The sequence below is a fragment of the Sphingomonas sp. NFR04 genome (genome assembly GCF_900114095.1).
Lineage (GTDB): Bacteria > Pseudomonadota > Alphaproteobacteria > Sphingomonadales > Sphingomonadaceae > Sphingomonas.
The window spans coordinates 695607-717182 of the sequence record NZ_FORV01000001.1; the positions used below are offsets into that span (position 1 = coordinate 695607).

The 21576-nt window shown below is 68.1% G+C and carries 20 protein-coding genes; 13 read left to right on the top strand and 7 right to left on the bottom strand.

Annotation, left to right across the window (positions count from 1 at the left end):
* Nucleotides 1-50: 50 nt before the first annotated feature.
* From BM009_RS03105 to BM009_RS03125, 5 genes are all read right to left on the bottom strand, one after another.
* Nucleotides 51-1220 (bottom strand): glycosyltransferase, encoded by a 1170-nt coding sequence (locus tag BM009_RS03105; RefSeq protein ID WP_093293681.1) that lies wholly within the window; start codon nt 1218-1220, stop codon nt 51-53.
* Complete coding sequence (locus BM009_RS03110; RefSeq protein WP_093293684.1) at nt 1220-1996, bottom strand: DUF2334 domain-containing protein; 777 nt, start codon at nt 1994-1996, stop codon at nt 1220-1222. Before BM009_RS03110 ends, BM009_RS03105 begins: the two co-directional genes overlap by 1 nt.
* 192 nt (nt 1997-2188) lie before the next feature.
* On the bottom strand, nt 2189-3571 hold the full coding sequence (locus tag BM009_RS03115) for an aminotransferase-like domain-containing protein (protein WP_093293686.1): 1383 nt from the start codon (nt 3569-3571) through the stop codon (nt 2189-2191).
* A gap of 58 nt (nt 3572-3629) precedes the next feature.
* Nucleotides 3630-3947 (bottom strand): hypothetical protein, encoded by a 318-nt coding sequence (locus BM009_RS03120; RefSeq protein ID WP_139216517.1) that lies wholly within the window; start codon nt 3945-3947, stop codon nt 3630-3632.
* A 5-nt stretch (nt 3948-3952) separates the two neighbouring features.
* Nucleotides 3953-4381 carry a DUF983 domain-containing protein gene (locus BM009_RS03125; RefSeq protein WP_093293691.1) on the bottom strand — a complete coding sequence of 143 codons (429 nt, stop codon included), beginning with the start codon at nt 4379-4381 and terminating at the stop codon, nt 3953-3955.
* Nucleotides 4382-4464: 83 nt separating this feature from the next.
* Between BM009_RS03125 and BM009_RS22090 the strand changes: the two genes are divergently transcribed.
* The 3 genes from BM009_RS22090 (at nt 4465) to BM009_RS03130 (ending at nt 5357) form a co-directional block, all read left to right on the top strand.
* Nucleotides 4465-4680, top strand: a complete 216-nt coding sequence (locus BM009_RS22090; RefSeq protein WP_139216518.1) for a hypothetical protein — start codon at nt 4465-4467, stop codon at nt 4678-4680.
* Between the two features lie 13 nt (nt 4681-4693).
* Entirely contained in the window at nt 4694-4885 is a 192-nt protein-coding gene (locus BM009_RS22095) for a hypothetical protein (protein WP_175487871.1), read from the top strand.
* A 220-nt stretch (nt 4886-5105) separates the two neighbouring features.
* Nucleotides 5106-5357: a hypothetical protein gene (locus BM009_RS03130; RefSeq protein ID WP_093293694.1), complete on the top strand. Its 252-nt coding sequence runs from the start codon at nt 5106-5108 to the stop codon at nt 5355-5357.
* A gap of 76 nt (nt 5358-5433) precedes the next feature.
* Here BM009_RS03130 and BM009_RS03135 read toward each other — a convergent pair whose 3' ends face one another.
* Entirely contained in the window at nt 5434-5844 is a 411-nt protein-coding gene (locus tag BM009_RS03135; protein WP_093293696.1) for a hypothetical protein, read from the bottom strand.
* Between the two features lie 173 nt (nt 5845-6017).
* Between BM009_RS03135 and BM009_RS03140 the strand changes: the two genes are divergently transcribed.
* The 4 genes from BM009_RS03140 (at nt 6018) to BM009_RS03155 (ending at nt 10720) form a co-directional block, all read left to right on the top strand.
* Nucleotides 6018-6479: a (2Fe-2S)-binding protein gene (locus tag BM009_RS03140; RefSeq protein WP_093293698.1), complete on the top strand. Its 462-nt coding sequence runs from the start codon at nt 6018-6020 to the stop codon at nt 6477-6479.
* Nucleotides 6476-8620 (top strand): xanthine dehydrogenase family protein molybdopterin-binding subunit, encoded by a 2145-nt coding sequence (locus BM009_RS03145; RefSeq protein ID WP_093293701.1) that lies wholly within the window; start codon nt 6476-6478, stop codon nt 8618-8620. Before BM009_RS03140 ends, BM009_RS03145 begins: the two co-directional genes overlap by 4 nt.
* A 1-nt stretch (nt 8621) precedes the next feature.
* On the top strand, nt 8622-9956 hold the full coding sequence (locus tag BM009_RS03150) for a c-type cytochrome (RefSeq protein ID WP_093293704.1): 1335 nt from the start codon (nt 8622-8624) through the stop codon (nt 9954-9956).
* Nucleotides 9957-10075: 119 nt separating this feature from the next.
* Nucleotides 10076-10720, top strand: a complete 645-nt coding sequence (locus BM009_RS03155) for a response regulator transcription factor (protein ID WP_093293707.1) — start codon at nt 10076-10078, stop codon at nt 10718-10720.
* Here BM009_RS03155 and BM009_RS03160 read toward each other — a convergent pair.
* Nucleotides 10707-12677, bottom strand: a complete 1971-nt coding sequence (locus BM009_RS03160; protein WP_175487872.1) for an ATP-binding protein — start codon at nt 12675-12677, stop codon at nt 10707-10709. The two genes, BM009_RS03155 and BM009_RS03160, sit on opposite strands and share 14 nt — an antisense overlap.
* Before the next feature lie 249 nt (nt 12678-12926).
* On the opposite strand from BM009_RS03160, the gene BM009_RS03165 reads away from it, so the two are divergent.
* The 6 genes from BM009_RS03165 (at nt 12927) to BM009_RS03185 (ending at nt 21516) form a co-directional block, all read left to right on the top strand.
* Nucleotides 12927-13331 carry a response regulator transcription factor gene (locus BM009_RS03165; RefSeq protein WP_175487873.1) on the top strand — a complete coding sequence of 135 codons (405 nt, stop codon included), beginning with the start codon at nt 12927-12929 and terminating at the stop codon, nt 13329-13331.
* Nucleotides 13332-13598: 267 nt separating this feature from the next.
* Nucleotides 13599-13748: a hypothetical protein gene (locus tag BM009_RS22480; RefSeq protein ID WP_175487874.1), complete on the top strand. Its 150-nt coding sequence runs from the start codon at nt 13599-13601 to the stop codon at nt 13746-13748.
* 55 nt (nt 13749-13803) lie between these two features.
* Nucleotides 13804-14523, top strand: coding sequence for a hypothetical protein (locus tag BM009_RS03170; protein WP_093293715.1), 720 nt, complete (start codon nt 13804-13806; stop codon nt 14521-14523).
* Between the two features lie 3 nt (nt 14524-14526).
* A complete protein-coding gene (locus tag BM009_RS03175) occupies nt 14527-14787 on the top strand; it encodes a hypothetical protein (RefSeq protein WP_093293718.1) in 261 nt (86 codons plus the stop codon).
* Between the two features lie 62 nt (nt 14788-14849).
* Nucleotides 14850-16868, top strand: a complete 2019-nt coding sequence (locus BM009_RS03180) for an ATP-binding protein (protein WP_302847352.1) — start codon at nt 14850-14852, stop codon at nt 16866-16868.
* Nucleotides 16869-17202: 334 nt separating this feature from the next.
* Complete coding sequence (locus tag BM009_RS03185; protein WP_093293725.1) at nt 17203-21516, top strand: glycosyl hydrolase; 4314 nt, start codon at nt 17203-17205, stop codon at nt 21514-21516.
* Nucleotides 21517-21576: the final 60 nt, after the last annotated feature.

Consider the following 21576-nt stretch of genomic DNA (forward strand, 5'->3'; position numbering starts at 1 on the left):
GTCAGGGTCCGATGCGCCCGGCGATCATGCACGGACCTTCTGACCCAGCCTCACGCCGCCCGCGAATACGCCATCGCCTGGTAGCTGGCGAACAGCTCCTCGAAATGCTGGTCCATCGTCCGCGTGCCCGGCGCATCGGCGGTGGCGCGCATGCGGTGGAACATCGGGGTGGTGTCGACGAAATGGGTCAGCGCGTCGCGCAGGGAGACCGGGTCTGCCGAGCGATAGAGCATCCCCTGCCCCTCGACGAACTGGTCGGCCGCGCCGCCCTCGTCGGGCACGATCAGCGGCAGGCCGCTCGCGCGCGCCTCGGCCGCGACCATGCAGAAGGTTTCCGCCTCGCAGCCATGGACGAGCGCGTCGGAGCTCGCCAGCACGCGGGCGAGCTGCTCGCGGTTGCTGGTCGGCTCGAACAGCTGGGCGTGCGGGTTGCGGCCGATCGCGGTGATCACCTTGGAGCGCGCGGTGCCGGTGCCGATCAGGATCAGCCCCATGGGGTGGCGCCCCGCCGCCGCCTCGGCCGCCTCGATCACCATCGGCCAGCGCTTTTCCGCCGCCAGCCGCCCGACGCCGATCAGCAGCGTCGCCTCGGGGCCCAGCCCGCAGCTCGCGAGCAGCTCGGCGCGCAGCGATTCGTCGCGCAGGGTCGGGCTGAAATAGCCGGGCTCCACGCCCATCGGGATCGTCACAACCTTGGTGAGGCCGCCCTCGGTCAGCCGCTGGGCAAGCCCACGCCCGGCCGTGACGACCTGGTCGAACCCGTCGTCGAGCCGGCGGAGATGCTGCCAGAAGGAGGAGAAGCCCTTGTCGATCGTCTCGCGATTGGCGATCGTGCCGAACCAGCGATAGGCATAGGCCGCCAGCGGATCGGCGTGCATCACCAGCGACCGCGCCGCCGATCCCTGCCAGCGCGCGACCATCGAGGCGCTGCGCCACGGCGACGAGGCCTCGACGAAATCGGGCCGCCAGCGGTTCAGCGCGGCGTGGAGCGCGGGCTCGTCGTCGAAATAGCGGTAGCGGCGGTCGAGCGGCAGCAGCGGTGCCGGGATCGTCGCCAGGATCGCGCCGTCGCGCTCCTCCAGTATCTCCTCGCGCTCGCCCGGGGCGAGGATGATGATCTCATGGCCCAGCTTGGCGCCGAGTTCCATCTTGCGACGAACATAGGTTTTCACGCCGCCGCCATAGGGGCTGTAGAAGGCGCAGACGTCGAGGATGCGCATCAATGCGTCTCCAGCAGTTCGCGATATTGGCCGAAGCGGCCGCCCTTGGTCAGCGCACCAAGCGTCTTGTCGATGCTCGTCAGCAGCGCCGGCACGGTGACATCCCCTGGATGCACGCCGAGCCGCATCGCCGGGCGCCGCGGCAGCAGCGTGCGGGCAAGTGCGGCGACGGCAAGCGACGAGGCGATCCGGCTCTTGCTGCGGCTGGCCCAGGTGATCACCGGGCCCTTGGCGAGCACGCGGTCCTGCTGCTGCGGCGCCCAGACCCGGAAATGATCCTCGGCCAGCGCGAAACCCAGGTCGCGCAGCGCCTCGCGGGCACCGTCGCCGTACAGCCAGGCGGGCGCGATGAAGCCGGTGACCGGGCGGCCGATAATGTCCTCCACCAGCGCCCTGCCCCGCACCATCCGGTCGCGCGCAGTGGCATAGTCGAGGCCGAGGAATTCGCCCTCGCCGGCGGTCATGTGCTTGGCCTTGAAGCGCGCGCCGGCCGAGGCATGCTCGGACACGTCCTTGTGGAACCAGCCGTGCAGGAACATCTCGATGCCCGAATCGGCCCAGCCGCGCAGCCGCGTGGCGAAGGGGCTGCCGGGGACCAGCGGGGCCGAGCCCCAATGGTCCGGCACCACCAGCATCGCATAGCGGGGGGCACCGATATGCCGCAGGAACAGCTCGGAAAGCTGGTCGACCGCGCCCTCGGAACGGGGCCCGACATCGTGGATCGATGCGAGCAGGCTGGAGCCTTTGGGCCCCTGGGGGCGGGTGGTTGCGGTCATACTATCGTTCTTTGCTGCAGGTGCGAGCGATATAGACCGCCGGAACTGGGCGGCAAGCGGGCCGAATTCGGACTTTTTGTAACGCAGTGACGTCAAAGCATCAAACGTCGCCGCGGCGGACAATCCGCACCACCCCGGCGAGAAATGCGGCAAGGCGGCTTGGACGACGGACGAGGGCGACGACCGAACTGCCTAAACGAGCGCGATCTTTCGCGTCGTGTCGGGCGTGGTAAGCGCATCGAGCAGCCGCAGCGCACGCTCCAGCCGGTCGCGCGGCGTCGATCCGCCGATGGAAATCCTGAGCGCGGGCGCCGCACTGGCCGACTCCACCGCAAAGGCGTCGCCCGCCACCACCGCCAGCCCCTGCGGCCGAAGCGCGTTGACGATCTCCGCCGCATTGGCGCCGCCGGGCAGCGGCATCCAGAGGTGATAGCCTTCATCCTGCGCGTGGTAGCTGCCGGGACGCAGCAACGCGCGGGCGATGGCCTGGCGTGCCCGTGCCTGCGCCCGCACCGCGGCGCGCAGCGTGTCGAAGCTGCCGCCGTGCAGCCAGTCCGCGACAACCGCGACGTTGAGCGGGGGCGCCATTACCGCCGTCTCGTGCAGATCGGCCGCAAGCCGCCACGCCGCGGCGATGTCCGGCGCGGCGATCCAGGCGACGCGGAGACCCGGCGACAGGATCTTGGAGACGCTGGCGATGTGCCAGCAGCGCTCTGGCACCAGCGCGGCGAGCGGCGGCAGCGGCACCTCCGGCAGCAGGCCATAGGCATCGTCCTCGATCAGCTTGAGGCCATGGCTGCGGATCACCGCCGCCAGCGCCTCGCGCCGGGCGAGGCCCATCGTCGCGGTGGTCGGATTGTCGTTGGTGGGCACAATGTAGAGCGCCGCCACGCCTTCGGCACAGGCTTCGTCCAGCGCTTGCGGCAGCATGCCCTCGCCGTCGCCGGCAATCACCCGTAATGTCAGGCCGTAGCGCCGCGCGACCGCGAGCAGCCCGGGATAGACGAACGCACCCACCGCCAGCACGTCGCCGGGGCGCAACTCGGTGCTGATCACCGCGTGCAGCGCATGCTGCCCGCCGGCGCTTACCAGCACGGTATCTTCCTGGGCGGGAATACCGCGGCCCTGCAGCAGTGCCGCCCCGGCCGCGCGCGCCAGCGGCATGCCGCCGCGCGGCTGATAATGGAAGGGCGCGGGCCCGTCCGCCCGGCCGAGCAGGTTCGCCGCCGAGCTGGCGAAGGCCTTTTCCAGCTGCCGGTCCGCAGCTTCGGGGGGCGCGTTCATGCCGGCATCGGCCGGTTCGGCATAGGGAATGCCGACGGGCTCGGCGGCCTTGTTGCGGACGAAACTGCCGCGGCGGCCATCGCCTTCGATCAGCCCCAGCCGCTGCGCCTCGCCATAGGCGCGGGTCACCGTGGTCAGGTCCACGCCCAGCGCCTCGGCCAGCATCCGCTGCGGCGGCAGCCGGTCGCCGGGGTTGAGGGTACCCGCCTCGATGTCGCGCGCGAGCGCCTCGGCGATGGCGAGATATTTGGGACCAAGGGTTCCGGCGATGTCGGGTTTCCAGCCTTGCATGGTTCGAGGCCTAGCCGATCCCATACGAATTTACAGACGTTGCGCGCATGGCCGTCCCTCAATCCCGGTGCTGCGCAAAGCCGTCGCGGCCGCGCAGCGCGGCCCGGGCGACATCGCCGCGGTCATGATAGGCCAGCATCGCCTCGCACGGCTCCGCGTCCCAGAAGTCGGGATCGGCATAGCAGTGCAGCGCGCGTTCCAGCAGCGCGACACGGCTGCTTGCCCGCCGGACCGCGAGCAGGGCGGCACGCACCTCCAGGAAATCGTCGCCCTGCCCGCGCGCGACCATGCCGGCTTCGGCGAGCCGTCCCAGGTCGACGAGCACCGCCGCCGCGGCCTGGCGGGCAGCCTCGATCTGCGAAGATGGCGAAGCCACCGCGATCACCCCTCGAACAGATCGCTGCCGGCCGCGCGGCCGTCCAGCCGGTTCCACAGCCGCTCGGTCCCCGCCTCTCGGGCGCGGTTGACATATTGGGAGGCGACCAGCCAGCCCTTGATCGGCCGCAGCGGCAACAGACTGCCCAGCACCATCAGCGGCAGCGACGTGAACAGGTGGATCCACAAGGGCGGGTCGAACGCCACCTGCACCCACACCACCACGAAGGTGAGCGGGAACACGACGATGCACAGCGAGAAGAAAGCCGGGCCGTCATCCGGCGAGGCGAAACGATAGTCGAGGCCGCATGCCTCGCATTTGTCGGCCACCTTCAGCCACGACCGGAACATGCGGCCCTTTCCGCAACGCGGACAAAGCCCCTTCCATCCGCTTTTCAGGATCCAGGGAAACGCTGCCTTGATCGGTTCCGTCATGACTCACACTCCTGAGTCGCTCCATGCAGATCCCACATAGGGATGGGCACATCCATACACAATCCGGATAAAACATACTTTGCATGGATAGTGTAGGATTGACAGCCAAATGGGGTTCCTGGTTCGCCATGCGCGGGGTGATGCTGTCGGCCTCGTACGGCACGAACTTGCGTGGACCGATTCACAGGAAGATGATCGCAATGGCGATCGTCATGCCGGCCAATGCCGATGCGGGTCGCGTTGCCGCCGGTGGTCGAGCGCAGTATCTGATCGAATTTCACGCTAATGCTCTTCATTAACAGAGAAAAGTGTGTGAATTCAGTAGTGGCTGGGATCAGCCGACAACCGCGCGGTAATGCGGGGCTGGCGGAGATTGGCGGCAATGGCGCGACGCTCGGCGTCACGCGCTTCCCTGCGGGCGTCCTGCTGGAGCGGCGGAATGGTGACGCGTCCCCCGGGGTGAAGCCTGTGAGCACTGCATCGAGCATGCCGATCGCCGCCTGAGCGCCAGCGGCCGGGCATAAGCATGCTTCCATGAACCGGATCCACCGGCCGCGCCTGCCGCTGGCCGATTCATACGCCGGCATCGCGACATCCCGCCGCGGCATCACCATCCCGTGCGCCGGGTGCGGCATACCGGTGGATAGTTGTGCCGGACCGCGTCGCGACGGCACAATCCCGGCTCCGCTTTGCTTCGGGCGAACGCCCCCCATGGAGACCCTGGATGCGACGCACCGTCATCGCCGCGCGGCAGCGTGCCGCGCGCACCCTGCGCCAGCAGCGCGAACGCCGGCAGCGCTGGGCGCTCCTCGCCCGGATCGTGGTGCTGGGCGCCGCGGCGGCGCTGCTGGCCTGGCTCTTCTACCCGCTGTTCAAGGATGCGGTGGTGAGCGCGATCGTCAGCGGACTGATCCTTGCGATCGTCCTGGCGATGGTTGCGCGCAGCGGCGAGAGGCATTTCAGCGAGACGGAATGACCGCCGCCCCCGGCACGCCGGTTCGCCCAGCAGAATGTGGACCGCCTCCGAACGCGTGCCGGGATGGTGTGGGGCTTCACGACAGCTCTGTTCGCGGAGGCCTTTGCGCCTGTTCCAGGCTGGCAAGCATCAACAGGAGCTGGCCGTTGGAGTAGCCGGCGCGGCGGAACAGCGTGATATCCTCGTCCGCCAGTCGCGCGCCACCGATCTGCGCACGCGCGGCGACGCGGCTCAGCACCTCCAGCCGGTCCACCGCCATGTGCCGAACCCGTGGCCCGCCGAACAGTCGGCGCAGCAGCGCTCCCAAGCGGAACAGGCCGCCTCGCGCCTCAATGCCCTCCTGCTGGCCGATGGCGATGCAGAGCCATTCGAGCGGCGTGAAACCGCAGCGGTTGCGATCCTGCGCCGCGCCTTCGGACGCGAGCCCCACCGCCTCGGCATGGTGGTCGGAAGGACCTTCGAAGCGAAGCTGCGGGCTGTGCATCATCAGGCGCCTCCTCCGGCTGCGGCTGCGGGTTTGTGGAGCTTCAGGATCGCGCCTTTCCGCCAGCTGCGAAACCGTACGGTCGGCCAATCGGGGGCATACGGCCGTATGGCTGCGCGCGGCAGCGAGCAGGGGTAGCTTCGGTACCGTACCAAAGCAGCTTTTCAGAGGGGCGCATGCTCGAGCTATCGATCAACGGCGAGGCGCACCGCGCCGAAGTCACGGCGGACGTGCCGCTCCTGTGGGTGCTGCGCGACGTGCTGGGCATGACCGGCACCAAGTTCGGCTGCGGCATCGCCCAGTGCGGCGCGTGCACCGTCCATCTCGATGGCCAGCCCGTCCGCTCATGCCAGCTGCCGGTAGGCCTGGTCGGCGCGCGCAAGATCACGACCGTCGAAGGCGTGGGCGCAACCCCGGCCGGTGCCGCCGTACAGAAGGCATGGCTCGACCTCGACGTGATCCAGTGCGGCTATTGCCAGTCCGGCCAGATCATGTCCGCCGCGGCGCTGATCGCCGCCACCCCAGCCCCCACCGACGCAGACATCGACGCGGCGATGGCGGGGAATATCTGCCGCTGCGGCACCTATGTCCGCATCCGCGAGGGCATCAAGAAGGCCGCGGCGGAGCACCACGCATGAACGCCGCCGCGCCCACCCGCCGCCAGCTGCTGCACGGGATCGCCGCGGGCGGCTTCGTCCTTGCGGTGGGCCTGGCCGGCGGCCAGCTCGCCGTCGCGGGCGACAGCGCGCACGCAGCCGCCTTCGCGCCAGACGCCTTCATCCGCATCGGCACCGATGGCGCGACGACGCTGATCATGCCCCAGGTCGAAATGGGCCAGGGCATCTACACCACGCTCGCCATGCTGATCGCGGAGGAGCTGGACGCCGACCTCGCCACGGTGACGCTGGCCGAGGCGCCGCCCAGCGACGCGCTCTATGGCAACCCGCTCTTCAAGGTCCAGATGACCGGCGGCTCCACCTCGGTGCGCGCCTATTTTGTGCCGATGCGCAAGGCGGGCGCCGCTGCGCGTGCGATGCTGGTGCAGGCCGCGGCTGCGCGCTGGAACGTCGATCCGGCGACCTGCACCACCGAGAGTGGCCAAGTCCACCATGCGGCCAGCAGCCGCTCGATCGGCTATGGCGCGGTCGCCGGTGCCGCAGCCCGTCTGAAGCCGCCCGCCGAGCCGATGCTGAAGGACCCCAAGGCTTTCCGCCTGGTCGGCAAGCCACATCGCCGGCTGGATACCGCGCACAAGGTGGACGGCAGCCTGCAATACGGCATCGACGCGATGCCCGAAGGCGTGAAGTTCGCCACGCTCTGCGCCAGCCCGGTGCTGGGCGGCAAGGTCGCGCATGTCGACGATAGCCAGGCCAAGGCGCTCCCGGGCGTGCGCCAGATCATCGTGCTGGACGATATCGTCGCGGTGGTCGGCGACCATATGTGGGCGGCCAAGCAGGGCCTCGATGCTCTCGCCATCACCTGGAACGACGGCGCCAACGCTGCCGTCTCCACCGAAACGCTGTGGCAAGGCCTGCAGGCCGCCGCTGCCCAGCCGGGGATTGCGGTGACGAAGGGCGCCGTCGTCGATCCGAACGCCGAAGGCGTGGTCTCCGCCTACTACGAGATCCCCGCGCTCGCGCATGCCCCGATGGAGCCGATGAACTGCACCGTGCATGTGAAGCCCGGCGCGTGCGAGCTGTGGGTCGGAACCCAGGTGAGCACCATGGCACAGGGCATCGCTGCCAAGGTGCTTGGCCTGCCCCCCGAAGCGGTGACGCTGAACAACCATCTGATCGGCGGCGGGTTCGGCCGGCGGCTCGAAGTGGACATGGTCGAAAAGGCCGTGCGCGTGGCGCAAAAGGTGGACGGGCCGGTAAAGGTCGTCTGGACCCGCGAGGAAGACATCCAGAAGGCGAGATACCGCTCGATCTACGGCAGCTGGCTGCGCGCGAAGCTCGATCAGGGCAAGCTGGTCGCCTGGGAGCACAAGGTCGTCGGCCCGGCCGTGATCGCGCGTTTCCTGCCGCCCGCCTTTACCGGGGGCATCGATCCGGACGCGATCGACGGTGCGGTGGAAACGCCCTATGCGTTGCCCAACCCGGCGACCCGCTATGTCCGCCACGAGCCCGTCGGCATCGAGACCTGCTTCTGGCGGGGCGTGGGGCCGAACAACAACGTCTTCTCGACCGAATGCTTTGTCGACCTGCTCGCGAACAAGGCGGGCAAGGACCCGCTCGACTATCGGCGCAGCCTCACCGACCCGAAGGGCCGGGCACGCCATGTGCTCGACCTTGCTGCCGAAAAGGCCGGCTGGGGCACGCCGTTGCCGGCGCGCTCGGGGCGCGGCATCTGCCTGCAATTTGCGTTCGGCAGCTATCTCGCGACCATCGCGGAAGTCGCGGTGGCGGACGACGGCACGGTGCGGGTGCAGCGCCTGGTCACCGCGGTCGATTGCGGCGTCACCGTCAACCCGGACGGGGTGGTCGCGCAGATCCAGGGCGGGCATGTGTTCGGCCTGTCGGCCGTGCTCCACCAGCAGATCACGCTGGAAAAGGGCCGCGTGCAGCAGAGCAATTTCCACGACTATCGCGTGCTGCGGATCGACGAGATGCCGCAGATCGAGGTCCATCTGGTCCCCAGCGGCGAGGCGCCGGGCGGCATCGGCGAGCCCGGCACGGTGAGCGTCCAGCCCGCAGTGGCCAACGCGGTCTATGCCGCGACCGGCATGCAGCTGACCCGCATGCCGATCGACCCCAATCTCATCGCACGAAAGGCCTGACATGGCGATCCGCACCCGCACCATCGCCCTGCTGGTGGGCGCTGTCGTGGTGATCGGCGGCGGCGGCATCGCCGGCCGCATGCTGTTCCTCCCCGGCCCGCTCGACTTTGCGGGCGGCACCAGGGTCGCACTGGCCGACTATAAGGCCCCCTCGCCCGTCGGCGTGCCGGCCGAGCTCGCCAATGCCAGCCTGATCGAGAAGGGCCGCTACCTCACCGACGCAGCCGACTGCCGCGCCTGCCACACCGCCAAGGGCGGCACGCCGTTCGCGGGCGGGCGGCCCTTCAAGCTGCCCTTCGGCACGCTCTACACGCCCAACATCACGCCCGACAAAGCCACCGGCATCGGCAACTGGACCGACGCGCAGTTCCTCCGCGCGGTGCACCAGGGCATTTCGGCGGATGGCACGCGGCTCTACCCGGCCTTCCCCTATGCCTCCTATTCGCTGATGCCGGACGGGGACGTGCTGGCGATCAAGGCCTATCTATTCTCGCTCCAGCCGGTGCGGCAGGCCAATCTGCCCAACAGCTTCACCTTCCCCTACAACCAGCGCTGGCTGATGGGGTTCTGGGGCTATTTCTTCAACAAGGACAAGCGCTTCGAGGCGATCGCCGAGCGCAGCCCGGAATGGAATCGCGGCGCCTATCTGGTCGAAGGCCCGGCGCATTGCGGCGAATGCCACACCCCGCGCACGTTGGCGCAGGCGATGAATACCCGCCAGAAGTTCGCTGGCGGCGCGGCCGAGGGCTGGAACGCCTACAACATCACCGGCGACCGCACGACCGGCATCGGTGCTTGGAGCAAGCCCGAGATCGAGGCCTATCTTTCGACCGGCCATGCGAATGGTCGCGGCGTCGCCTCGGGCCCGATGCGCGAGGCGGTCGACCTCAGCTTCTCGAAGCTGACCAAGGGCGACATCGCCGCCATCGCAACCTACCTCCAGACAATCCCGCCGATCCACAGCGCGCGCCTGGGTGCCCCTGCCGCGTTCGCCGCCGCGTCGCACGCACAGGGGCCGACCGACAATCCGATCGGCAAGCGCGTCTTCGAACAGGCCTGCGTCAGTTGCCATGCCTGGAGCGGCAAGGGCGCGCTCGTCGCCGATGCCCAGCTCACCGCCAAGAAGGCGGTCGGCGATCCCACCGCGGCGAACGTGGCGCTGATGGTGCTGCAGGGCACCGTCCCGCAGACCGCCGGCCGCCCCTATATGCCCGGCTTCGCGCACAGCTATAGCGATACCGAGATCGCGGCCGTCGCCAATTACGTGACCGCGCGCTTTGGCACGATGCCGTCGAAGATCGCGCCGAAGGAGGTGGGCAAGCTGCGCGCCGAATAGATCCCGGACCCCATACCCCGGTAGGGGCCCCAGGGATTTTACGAATGGCGATGGCTGCGATATGTTACGGTCCGTTGCTGCACCGCGCCGCTCCGGTTCGCTCCAGCAGGAGAATGGGAATGCTGGCATTGCGAGAAGGCCGCGCCGAACCTGCACTGGCGGAGAGCCAGATCTTCGTCGTCGACGACGATGCGATGGTCCGCGAGGCGCTGGTCGACCTGTTCGGCTCGGTCGGGCTCCAGGCCGAGGCTTTCCCCTCCACGCGTGCCTTTCTCGATGCGCCGCGCCGCGAGGTGCCGAGCTGCCTCGTGCTCGACGTGCGGATGCCCGAGGAGAGCGGCCTCGACCTGCAGCGCCGGATGAACGACCAGGGTCTGCGCGTTCCCATCATCTTCATCACCGGCCATGCCGATGTGCCGATGTCGGTGCGCGCGATGAAGCTGGGTGCGATCAACTTCCTGCCCAAGCCGTTCCGCGACCAGGAACTGCTCGACGCGGTGAGCGAGGCACTGCGACAGGATGCCGAACAGCGCGCCGCGGACGCCGGCACCGCCGAACTCCGCAAGCTTGCCGAGCGGCTGACTCCGCGCGAGCTGGACGTGCTCAAGGCCGTCGATCGCGGCCTGCTCAACAAGCAGATCGCCCATGAGCTGGGCATCGCCGAGATCACCGTGAAGATGCACCGCAGCAGCGCCTTCCGGAAGCTCAAGGCGACCACCGTCGTCGACATGATCCAGAAGGTCCGCGCGCTCAACCTGCGCTGACTGGGGAATCCTCGTCCGCCGCAGCGAGGACGAAGCGGAACCACGCACCGCCCTCGGGGCGATTGCCCGCCTCCAGCCGCCCCCCCATGCCGTCGACGATCGAGCGGCAGATCTGCAGCCCCATGCCGATCCCGCCTGCCTTGGTGGTGAAGAAAGGCTGGAACAGCTTGTCGCGATGCGCCTCGGCAATACCCGGCCCGGTATCCTCCACGCGCACCTCCACGCCCTCTGCGACGGCCTGGACCGACACCAGGATGCGGCGCGCGCCGCCGATGTCGCGCAGCGCATCGGCGGCGTTGCTCACCAGATTGACGAGCACCTGCTGCAGGTTGACGCGGTCCGCCAGCACCGGGGGAGTACCCGCCGCGCATGTCACCTCGAGCGTCGCGCGCACCGCGCGCAACTGCCGATCCAGCAGGTCGCGCAGCTCCGCCGCAAGCGCGCAAAGGTCCACCAGCTCGGCGGGCCGATCGCCGGAGACGATGGTGTCCCGAGCGCGCGTGATGATCGCGGCAATGCGCTGCGCCGCCTGGTTGATCCGCTCCAGCACGCGCGCGGCGAGCTCGGGGTTCGGGGTGCCTCCCTGCAGTGTTCGCAAGCCGGTGCGCGCGTCCATCAGCAGCGAGGCGACCGGCTGGTTGAGCTCGTGCGCGATCGAGGCCGAATAGGCGCCGAGCGCGGCGATGCGGTTGGCCCGCGCCAGCTCGGCCTGGGCGCCGCGGCGCAATTCCTCGATCCGCTCGCGCTCGGTGAGGTCGACCAGGCTCGACAGATGCAGCCCGTCGCCGAGCGCGCTGACGGAGAAATAGACCGGGATGCGCAATCCGCCCTTGCCGATCAGCACGGTATGGCCGTTCAGCGTGGTCTCGCCCGCAAAGATCATTTCGAGCTGCTGGAGCTGCACGTCCGGCCCGTCCTCCGCATTCTCCCCAGGCGGCTTCGCCGCCAGTTCGGCGAGGTCGGCATAGCCCATCAGCCTGGCCAGCGCGGTGTTCACCCGGGTGGTGCGGGCCAGGCCCAGACAATGCGCCAGTTCGTCCGGGTGGTCGGCGAAATAGGCGCGCAGGTCGCGCACGCCGGCACGACGCAGATCCTCCAGGATCGGCAGGGTCGCACCGAAGTCCATCTCGGCGAAGCTGATGCTGCTCAGTTCGAACAGGCTGGAATTGCGCACCTGCTCCTTGGTCAGTGCGGCGGTGCGCTCGGCGACGAGATGCTCCAGCGTCGCGTTCAGCTCGTGCACCTGCTGCTGCATCGTCACCTGGTCATGCACGTCGGTGTTGTTGCCATAATAAGCCAGCACCCGGCCGTCCGCGTCCCGCATCGGCCGAGCGGAGATCAGCATCCAGCGATACTGGCCGTTGGCGTGCCGCAGGCGATAGATGGTGCGGATGTCCGCCCCGGCTTCGAAACACGCCTGGGTATGTGCCAGGAACGCGGCCGCCTCCTCGGGGTGAAGGTCCGGCGTCCAGTCCTGCGTGGCGATCGCTTCGGGAATCGACCGGCCGGTGAGGTCGCCATAGGCGCGGTTGAAGAAGTCGATCCGGCCGTCGGGGGTCGATCGCCACAGGATCTGCGGGACCGAATCGGCGAAATGCTCCATTTCGCGCCGGCTGGTCTCCAGCGCCTCGCGCACCTTCACCAGCCGCTGGTGGTTGACGAGCAACGCGCCGGTGACGCCGATCGCGACACAGGCGAACAGCACCCGCAAGACATTGCCCGTATCCGGCGCGCCGCCATGGACGAGGATCCAGGAGAGCAACGCCAGGGCCATGCAGCCACCGGTTGCCAGCCGGATCTCGCCCTCTCGGCCCTCCACCGAGACCAGCATCGGCACGAGGAGGTACAGGATCGCGATCGACGCATCGATCTCGGTGATCGAGTCTCCCCAGAACACCATCGCCGCCAAGGCGACGGCGGCAGTCCGCAGCGCCGCTCTGGTCCCGTTCGCGGTCATAGGGCTCCTGCTCGTGGTTCGGGCGGTTGCCCAGAGGGACGTTGGCACAGCCATGGCCGCGGCCATCCTATACCGGAGTAGGTGCCCCGCTGCCGCGGCCGGCCATACCTCCGTCTAGGGAGGCGGCTGGAACGCGGACATTTGCTTTGACGCGCAGGAACTCTCCTCCGCATACCCGAGTATGACTTGTGCAGCGGCGGGAAGGATCGAGAGGTGATCGGGTGAATTATCGGCAAGAAGGTCTTGCGCGTGAATGACGCCCCCCTCGTCTCCATTATCGATGACGATGCCGGCGTGCGCGAGGCGTTGGCCGACCTGTTCGAGAGCAGCGGCCTGCGGACGCGCGCCTTTGGCTGCGCCAGCGATTTCCTGCGCGCGGCCGTGGCCGAGAAGTGCCAGTGCATCGTCAGCGACATCCAGATGCCGGGGATGACCGGCATCGAGCTCTCGCGCCAGCTCCGCGCGGAGGCGGTGACCACGCCGATCATCCTGATCTCCGCCTATGCGACGGACTCGGTGCGGCGCAGCGCCGAAGCCATCGGCGTCGCTTGCGTCCTCGCCAAGCCGTTCGATCCGATGGAATTGCTCGGCTGCGTCGAGGCGGTGCTTCCCCCGCATGGAGGGATAGGATCGGCTCACCCCAGGATGCGTTAGCGGATACTTCCGTATACTGATGTCGCCGGGTGCGGTACGGTACATCGAAGAGGTCGGGCGGCATTGCCCCCCTGCCCCCGCCGCCCGACACCCTCCAAATGAAGGCTCGACAGCAGCCCGCCCCCGCGACGCCGCGCGCTTCTGGATCGCCGGCCGCGCCGCCGTTCGCGCTACCCTAAACGCACGTATGCCGGCGCCACGCCATGCGTAGAATGGCGCGATCGCCCGGCGCGCTGTTTATGGCTGCAAGACTTCAGGAGACCGAAGATGCGCGTGAACTATGCCCGCAATGCCGGCCGCCCCTGGGCGGTACGCATCCTGCTCGACAGTCCCCAGCCGCGCAGCCCGCGCCGCGCCCAGGCGATGCCGTTCGACGATCCCCCCGCCCCGCGCGCCGCCGCTCCTACCGGCGTATGATGGCGCCGCGGTCCCCCGCCCCTAAGCTTCGGGGAAACCGGAAGGGACCGACACCATGCACAAGCTCGCCGCAGAAATCATCGACGCCCATGGCGGTCTGGAGCGCTGGAAGCGCCACGACAGCCTCACCGCGCATCTGATCCAGGGCGGCGTGCTCTGGCCGCTCAAGGGCCAGGGCGGCGTGCTCGACGACACCAGCGTCGCCGTCAGCCTGCGCGAGATCCACGCCGGCCACGCGCCGTTCGGCACCCTCGCCACCCGCTCGGACTACCGCCCCGGCCGCGTCGCGCTGCTCGATGCCGATGGCACGGAGATCGCGGCACTCGACCAGCCACGCGACAGCTTCGCCGGCCACATGCTGGAGACGCCCTGGACCCCGCCGCAGCTCGCCTATTTCGCCGGCTGCGCGATGTGGACCTATTTCAACATGCCGTTCCTGCTCGCCTGGGAGGGCGTGGAGACCGAGCAGCTGGCCGACTGGGAGGAAGACGGCAACCATTGGCGCCGCCTGCGGGTAACGCTGCCGCCGAGCATCGTCAGCCACAGCAGCGTGCAGACGCTCTACGTCACCGACGAGGGACTGATCGCCCGCCACGACTATGACGTCGAGATCGCCGGCGGTACGCCCGGCGCCCATTATCTGACCGACTATACCGAAGTCGACGGCATCCGCCTGCCCACCCGCCGCCGCATCTACCCGCGCCAGCCCGACGGCCAGCGCGTGCCCGAACCGCTAGTCGTGTCGATCGACATCGATCACTATGTGTTCGGCTGAGCCGTGTCGGGCGCCGACACGCCGCTGCGCCCCGAGCCGCCGCTGATCGCACGGATCGCGGCGGATGGCGCCGAGGAATGGCCGGCGTCCGACACCCTGCTCTTCGGTCGCGGCGATCGCGGGCCGGACTTCTTCGTCGTGCTGGAAGGCGTGATCGATCGAGCGCGGCGCTTCCGGCGTCGGCAAAGGCGCGGCGGTGGTCTCCGCCATCCACCGCCATCATGCGGGCTGAGCAACCCCATATACCTCGCGCCGCCCTGGTGATAGCAGGGCGGCATCCGCGCTGCGCCCGGTAGCGCGAGGGTCGGGGAACATACGTGCAGCGAGTGCCAGCGCAATTGCTGGATCTATCAAGCGAGAGCATGATCTCCACCGCCGCCGGGGCAGCGATCACCAGCTGGAACCTCGCCGCCACCGCCCTCTATGGCTGGCAGCCCCAGGAGGCGCTGGGCCGCCCCCTGGCCGAGCTGCTCGGCGCCTATCCCGACAGCGCCGCCGAGGAACTGCGGAGCCGCGGCATATGGCAGGGATGCGTCGAGCGCCGCCGCCGCGATGGCACGGCCACCACCGTCCGCGTCCGGCTCGCCAGCTGCACCGGGGCGGACGACGAATGGATGGAAGTCTCCGATCCAGTGGACACGGCCCACCCCGCCGAGGTCGCCCTGGCGGCAAGCGAATATCGCTATCGCAACCTGTTCGGCGCGGTCGCCGCCTCTTTTTGGGAGCTCGATTTCAGCGGTGTCGGCGTGTTGCTGCGCCAGCTGCGCGAGCAGGGCATTACCGATGTCGCCGCGCATCTCCGCGCCAACCCGGCGATCGTCCGGGCCATGATGCGGTCGACGCGGATCGTGGACATCAACGATCGCTCGATCGAGATGTTCGGCCCCGGCACCAAGCGCGACCTGATCACCACGCCGCTCGACCGATATTGGCCCAAGGCGAGCACCGGCGACTTCACCGAAAGCGTGCTCTCCGCGATCGGCGGAAAGCCGCGCCACGTCGCCGAAACCCGCATGCGCGCCCGCGACGGCCGCGAATTTGACGTGCTGTTCACCGTATCCTTCCTGCCCGGGACGGTCGGCACCGGCACGCTGCTGGTCGGCTTCACCGACATCACCGATCGCGTACAGGCCACCCGGCAGCGGGACGAAGCAAGCACGCGACGCAAGATGCTGCTGGACGTGCCTACGCTCGCGCTCTCCGAACTTGCCGCGCCCGATACGCGGGCGATGTTCAGCCGGCTGCGGGCCGAAGGCGTCACCGACATCCGCGCCTATATCGATGCGCATCCCGGTTTCGTCGACCAGCTCGCCGGCAATCTCCGCTTCACCTCGGTCAACGACGCCGCGGTGCGCCTCTATGGCGCGCGCTCGGCCGACGAGCTGATCGGCCGTTCGCTCACCGGGCTGATCCAGCCGGGATGCGAGGTGCTGCGCCGTTCGATCGAAGGCTCGTACGATTGCGAAATGGTGTTCCAGGCCGAAGTCCGCATGTTTCGGCTCGACGGCACGCCGTTCGACACGCTGTTCTGCCGCGTCTCGAACCCCGATCCCGCCAGCGCCGAGGTGCTGGTCGCGCAGATTGACATCAGCGAGCAGGTCAAGGCACGCGTGGAGATCGAGCGGATGCGCCAGCAGGCGTCGCATGCCTCGCGCATCGCGCTGCTCGGCCAGCTCTCGGCTTCGATCGTGCACGAGATCAGCCAGCCGGTCACCGCCATCGCCATGCATGCCGCCGCCGCCGAGCGGCTGGCCCGGGCACCCGAGCCGGCGTTGGAGAAGCTCGGCAAGATCACCGGGCAGATCGGCCAGAACGCGCTGCGGGTGGGCAAGATCATCCAGCGCATCCGCGCGCTCGCCGCCAATCGGGAGATGCCGATGGTGCCGCTGTCGCTCACCGACATTCTCGCCGAGACGCGGCTGCTGCTTCGCCAGGAACTCACCGAACGCGGCGTCCAGGTCACGCTGAGCCGCGATGCGAACGTGCCCGAAGTGTGCGGCGACCGGATCCAGCTGCAGCAACTGCTCGCCAACCTGATGGTCAACGCAATCCAGGCGATGGAGGCCTCCCCGCACGGGAAGCGCCGCATCGACCTGACGCTGCGCACCCGCGACGGCCTTGTGTTGGCCGAAGTGGCCGATAGCGGCCCTGGCCTGTCCGCCGACTTCGTGGCCGCCCCCTTCCAGTCCTTCCGCACCACCAAGCCCGACGGGCTGGGGATCGGCCTGACCATCTGCCGCTCGATCGCCGAGGCGCATAATGGTCGGCTGGAGGTGCGCGACCGCGCCGACGGCCCCGGCGCGATCTTCACGCTGGTGCTGCCGGCCGTGGGTTCGGCGACCTGACTGCACGCCATAGCGCCGTTCATATCGCCGCCGGTCACGCGCCGCACGTCCAGTAGCCGCAGCCGTTCCTCGCGCATCTGGAGCGCTTCCTCGCCTGAGACCCGATCGCGGAACCGAAAAGTGCTGGGCCAGCGAGGCAAGCACCCGCCCAGATTTCAATCGTAACCATCCAGCGTGACAAATGTCACGAGTCCGAAATGAGTGGCGCTGAAGGTCGGCAGCAGGCTCGGGGGGGACTGTACCGTGCGACGCACGGGAAGAACCGGGGATTCCCACCCGCGCATGCTGCGCCGCCAGGCCTCAGCACAGTATCGTCAAGGGAGTAAACGCGCATATGGGTACCGTTATTTCGGTGGGGGCCGGTTCGATCGGGACCGAATTTCCCGATGGCTCGAAGGGGCCGACCAACAACGCTGGCGATCCGGTAAAGCCGCGTCTGACCGACGACTATGTCGGCGCACCGCCCAGCAACTCGATCTTCACCACGCTGGCCTATGCCCAGTACGGCAATTTCTCGAGCGTGATGCAGGCGGATCCGTTCGGCTTCCAGACCCAGGCGCATGGCCTGAACATCGGCTATTCGGATACGCCGCGCGTCTCTGAAACCGGCTATAACTACGACTTCCATGCCGACATCACGCTCGGTCTGGTCGGCATGAACGCCAGCGGCACCAAGCTTGCCGCCGCATCCGACTGGACGGCGACCGCCGACTGGGACGGCCAGATGCGCGCGACGATGGGCGAAGGCCTGCCGTTCGTCTATGTCACGCGCTCGAGCAGCGCCGATGTCGAGATCGACTTCAGCCAGCAGACCGGCCCGACCCGCGACGTTCCCAACAATCCGCTGAGCTACACCGCCACCGGCCTGAACGGCAGCTTCAACGGCGGCGCGCTCGCGTTCAATTTCCCGGTCGATGCCGGATCGCACGTCGCCGACGGCATCCAGTTCCGCCTTTCCTATGATTTCGACGGCGACGGCAAGGTCGACCGCGTCGAGACCTATGACTGGTTCGGCACCGACGCCGGTGTCGGCGATCAGGATTATAGCGGCGCCAAGCTGCTCAGCGCTACCGGCGCGATGAAGGACATGCACAATGGCTCGGTGAAGGTCGAGCTGTGGCGCGCCAATGGCGACGGCGATGTCTCGGTCCGCACCAACGACGTGGCGAGCTATGTGAAGCTGCCCTTCAGCAACCTGACCGACGCGACCGGCAAGGCAATCGACGGCGGCGTGCTGTACCTGCAGGGCGGTGCCAAGGCGGGCAGCGACCCGTCGGGCCTCACTGCGGCGCCGGCAGGCGCGCCGAGCTACGACACCACCCATATCCAGCCGGGCCTGAGCGTGCCGGGCTATGAGGGTCCGGGCCGCGTCTGGTACGCGCAGGACGGCGTCGTCGGCGTGACGATCAACGGCAAGAACTACGGCATCTTCGGCCCGAGCGGCGCGACCTGGAAGTTCACCGACAAGGGCCTGACCTCGAACCTCGACGGCAAGGACTATTATTCGGTCGCGGTGCTGCCGGATGCATCGGTCAGCACGCTGATGGACTTCCGCGCGCACGCCTATGCCTTCGTGACCGACACCAAGTCGTCGTTCACCGTCGACCAGACCACCGGCAAGCTCACCACCACCTTCACTGCGACCACGCAGATGATGGAGCAGGACCCCGGCCTGTCCGAAAACCCGATGATGGCGCTGTACCGGCACCAATACATCAACTCGGACGCGCCGCTGAGCAACATCAGCTACGCCTCGCCGCGCGGCGAAATCAAGGTGCTGAAGGACGGCAACACGTTCACCACGACGATGAACGTCCAGCCGATCCTCCCCATCCTGCCCTTCGTCGGCACCGCCGAACAGCGGCAGCAGATCGTCGACATGCTGCACGGCGAGCTCAAGGCGTTCCTCACCGCGCAGGGCAACCCGCTGGAGGGCGACACCTATTGGGGCTCGCGCCAGAACGCCAAGTTCGGCGATCTGGCGATGCTCGCCCAGATGGTCGGCTATGGCCAGGCCAAGGACGTGTTCGTCGGCGCGATCGAGAAGCAGCTGGAGCGCTGGTTCACTGCCGATGACGGCGACAAGTTCCAGTTCGTCTACGACAAGGAATGGGCGACGCTGATCGGCTATCCGGCTTCGTACGATTCCGACGACAAGCTCAACGACCATCATTTCCACTATGGCTATCTGATCAACGCCGCCGCGACGATCGCCCAGCTCGACCCGCAATGGGCGCAGCAGAGCAAGTGGGGCGCGATGGTCAACGAGCTGATCAAGGACGCGGCGAACGACGATCGCAACGACCTGACTTATGGCTTCCTGCGCAACTTCGATCCCTATGCCGGTCACAGCTGGGCATCGGGCACCGGCAACGGGCAGAACCAGGAATCGGCCTCGGAAGCGCTGGAATTCGCGAGCGCCGTCGCCCGCTGGGGTGCGGTGACCGGCCAGCAGAACCTGGCCGATCTCGGCACCTATCTCCACACCACCGAGGCGACCGCCTTCCAGCAATATTGGCAGGACGTCGACAACGCCGTGTTCCCGGACGGCGTGGATCGCTCGATCATGGGCATCGTCGGTGCCGACGGCGCAGCCTTCACCAACTTCTTCGACGGCGATCCCGCCCACATCATCGGCATCCAGTACACGCCGATCAACGCCGGCTCGCTGTTCATGGCGGGTTATCCGAAGGAACTGCTCGAAGAAATCGCCGAGATGCACGCGCTCCAGAAGGACGGGCGTGCGAGCGAGTGGATGAACGGGTCGCAGATGGCGCTCGCTCTTGCCGATCCCGAAGCCGCCCTCGCCGACTATCTCGCCAACCCGCAATACCAGAGCGGCGCGGGCGAGGAATCGCGCGTCTACACGCTGCAGTGGATCGAGACGCTGGTGCAGCTGGGCACCCCGGACCTGTCGATCACCTCGAACAGCAGCTTCGCGGTGGCCTTCAACAAGAAGGGCGTGAAGAGCTACACCGCCTTCAACCCGGGCGACAAGGCGACCACGGTGGTCTTCTCCGACGGCACCAGGCTCACCGTCGGCCCAGGCGACATGGTGACCAAGACTGCCGACGGCGAACTCCACACCGTCGACTTCCAGAACCAGGACCTGCCGCAGCGCCCCGACGGCGTGCCGCTCGACCTGCCGACCGATCCGCCCGAATTCGCGCTCACCACGGTGGCGATCAACGGCGATCTCAAGCTCTCGGTCGAGGCCAATACCGGCACCGCCTGGATCACGATCGGCAACGCCCAGCCACGCGCGCTGCTGAACGGCGACAAGCGCCAGTCGCTGACGCTCGACGATCACACCAAGCTGGCCGGCATCGGCCGTGACACGGACGGGTCGCTGATGCTGCTGGCGTCGGTCAATGGCGGCGAGCCCTATTATCCGTTCAAGCTCGATGCCTCGCTGCACATCGGCGGCGGCGGCGCGGCGCTGTACAAGAACCAGTGGCAGACACTGGAGCCGATGTACGGCACCGACATCAACGGCGACGGCATCGTCGTGCGCGGCGCGCTGCAGACCGTGGCGCAGAATGGCAGCCTGAAGCTGATCCTCGATACGGGCAGCGGCCTCGCTTATGTGCAGGACGGGGACGGCCGCATGTCGGCCATCTTCCGCGACGCCGACGGCAAGGCGACCGCGCTTGCCCGCAACGGCTGGAGCCTGTCGGCGATCGGCCGCGACCAGGACGGCAACATCCGCGTGCTCGATGCGATGTCGGGCGCCGGCACCAGCTATGGGTGGAAGCTGGATGCCAAGGGCAACTGGATCGGCGAGACGGTCTACACGCCTCGCAACTTCCAGGACGGCGAGGCACTGTTCCAGAAGGACCTGAACGGCGACGGAGTGATCCCGGCACCGCAGGCCCAGCTGGTAGCCAGGAATGGCGAGCTGCGTCTGCTCGTCGATCCGGCGACCGGCAATGCGCTGATCCAGCTGGAAGACGGCACCCGCTTCCCCATCACCCGCGGCGGACCCGACGAAGCAGTGAAGCTCGATCGCGGCTCCAGGCTGTTCGCCGTCGGTCGCGACGACCAGGGCCGGCTGCGCGTGCTCGACGGCAACGCCAACGACATGGGGCCGAACTCGCAGCATTGGGCCTGGATCCTCGACAAGACCGCGCACTGGGTCGGCGAGGACGTGTTCGCCGGCACCGATCTGCCCAAGGCGGAGACGATCTTCGGCTCCGATCTCAACGGCGACGGGGTGATCGGCACCTCGGCGCTCCGCCCGGTGGACCAGCATGGCGGCGCGACGCTGTTCGTCGACCAGGCCACCGGCAAGGCGTCCTTCTCGATCAACGGATCCGATCCGCTCCAGATCACGCGCGACGGTTCCAACTGGGGCGATGTGCTGCAGCAGCGCGGCGACTGGGGCCTGGCGGCGATCGCGATCGACGACCAGGGCCGTACCCGCGTGCTCGACACCAGCCCGTTCTCGGACATGCGCTATGCCTGGATCCTCGATGCCAATGGACATTGGTACGGCGAGGAGAGCTTCGACAAGAACAGCGTCGGCGCCGCCGAAAAGCTGTTCTCGGTCGATCTCAACGGCGACGGGGTGATCGGCAGCGCCGCGAAGACGGCAGCCGGGGGCGCCAGCGGCGCATCGTCTTTCTCGGCCGCATCGATGTTCCGTTAATCCCTGGACCCCAACTACCGGCGTCGCGTGGCGGTTCGTCCCCCACGCGGCGCCCCTTTT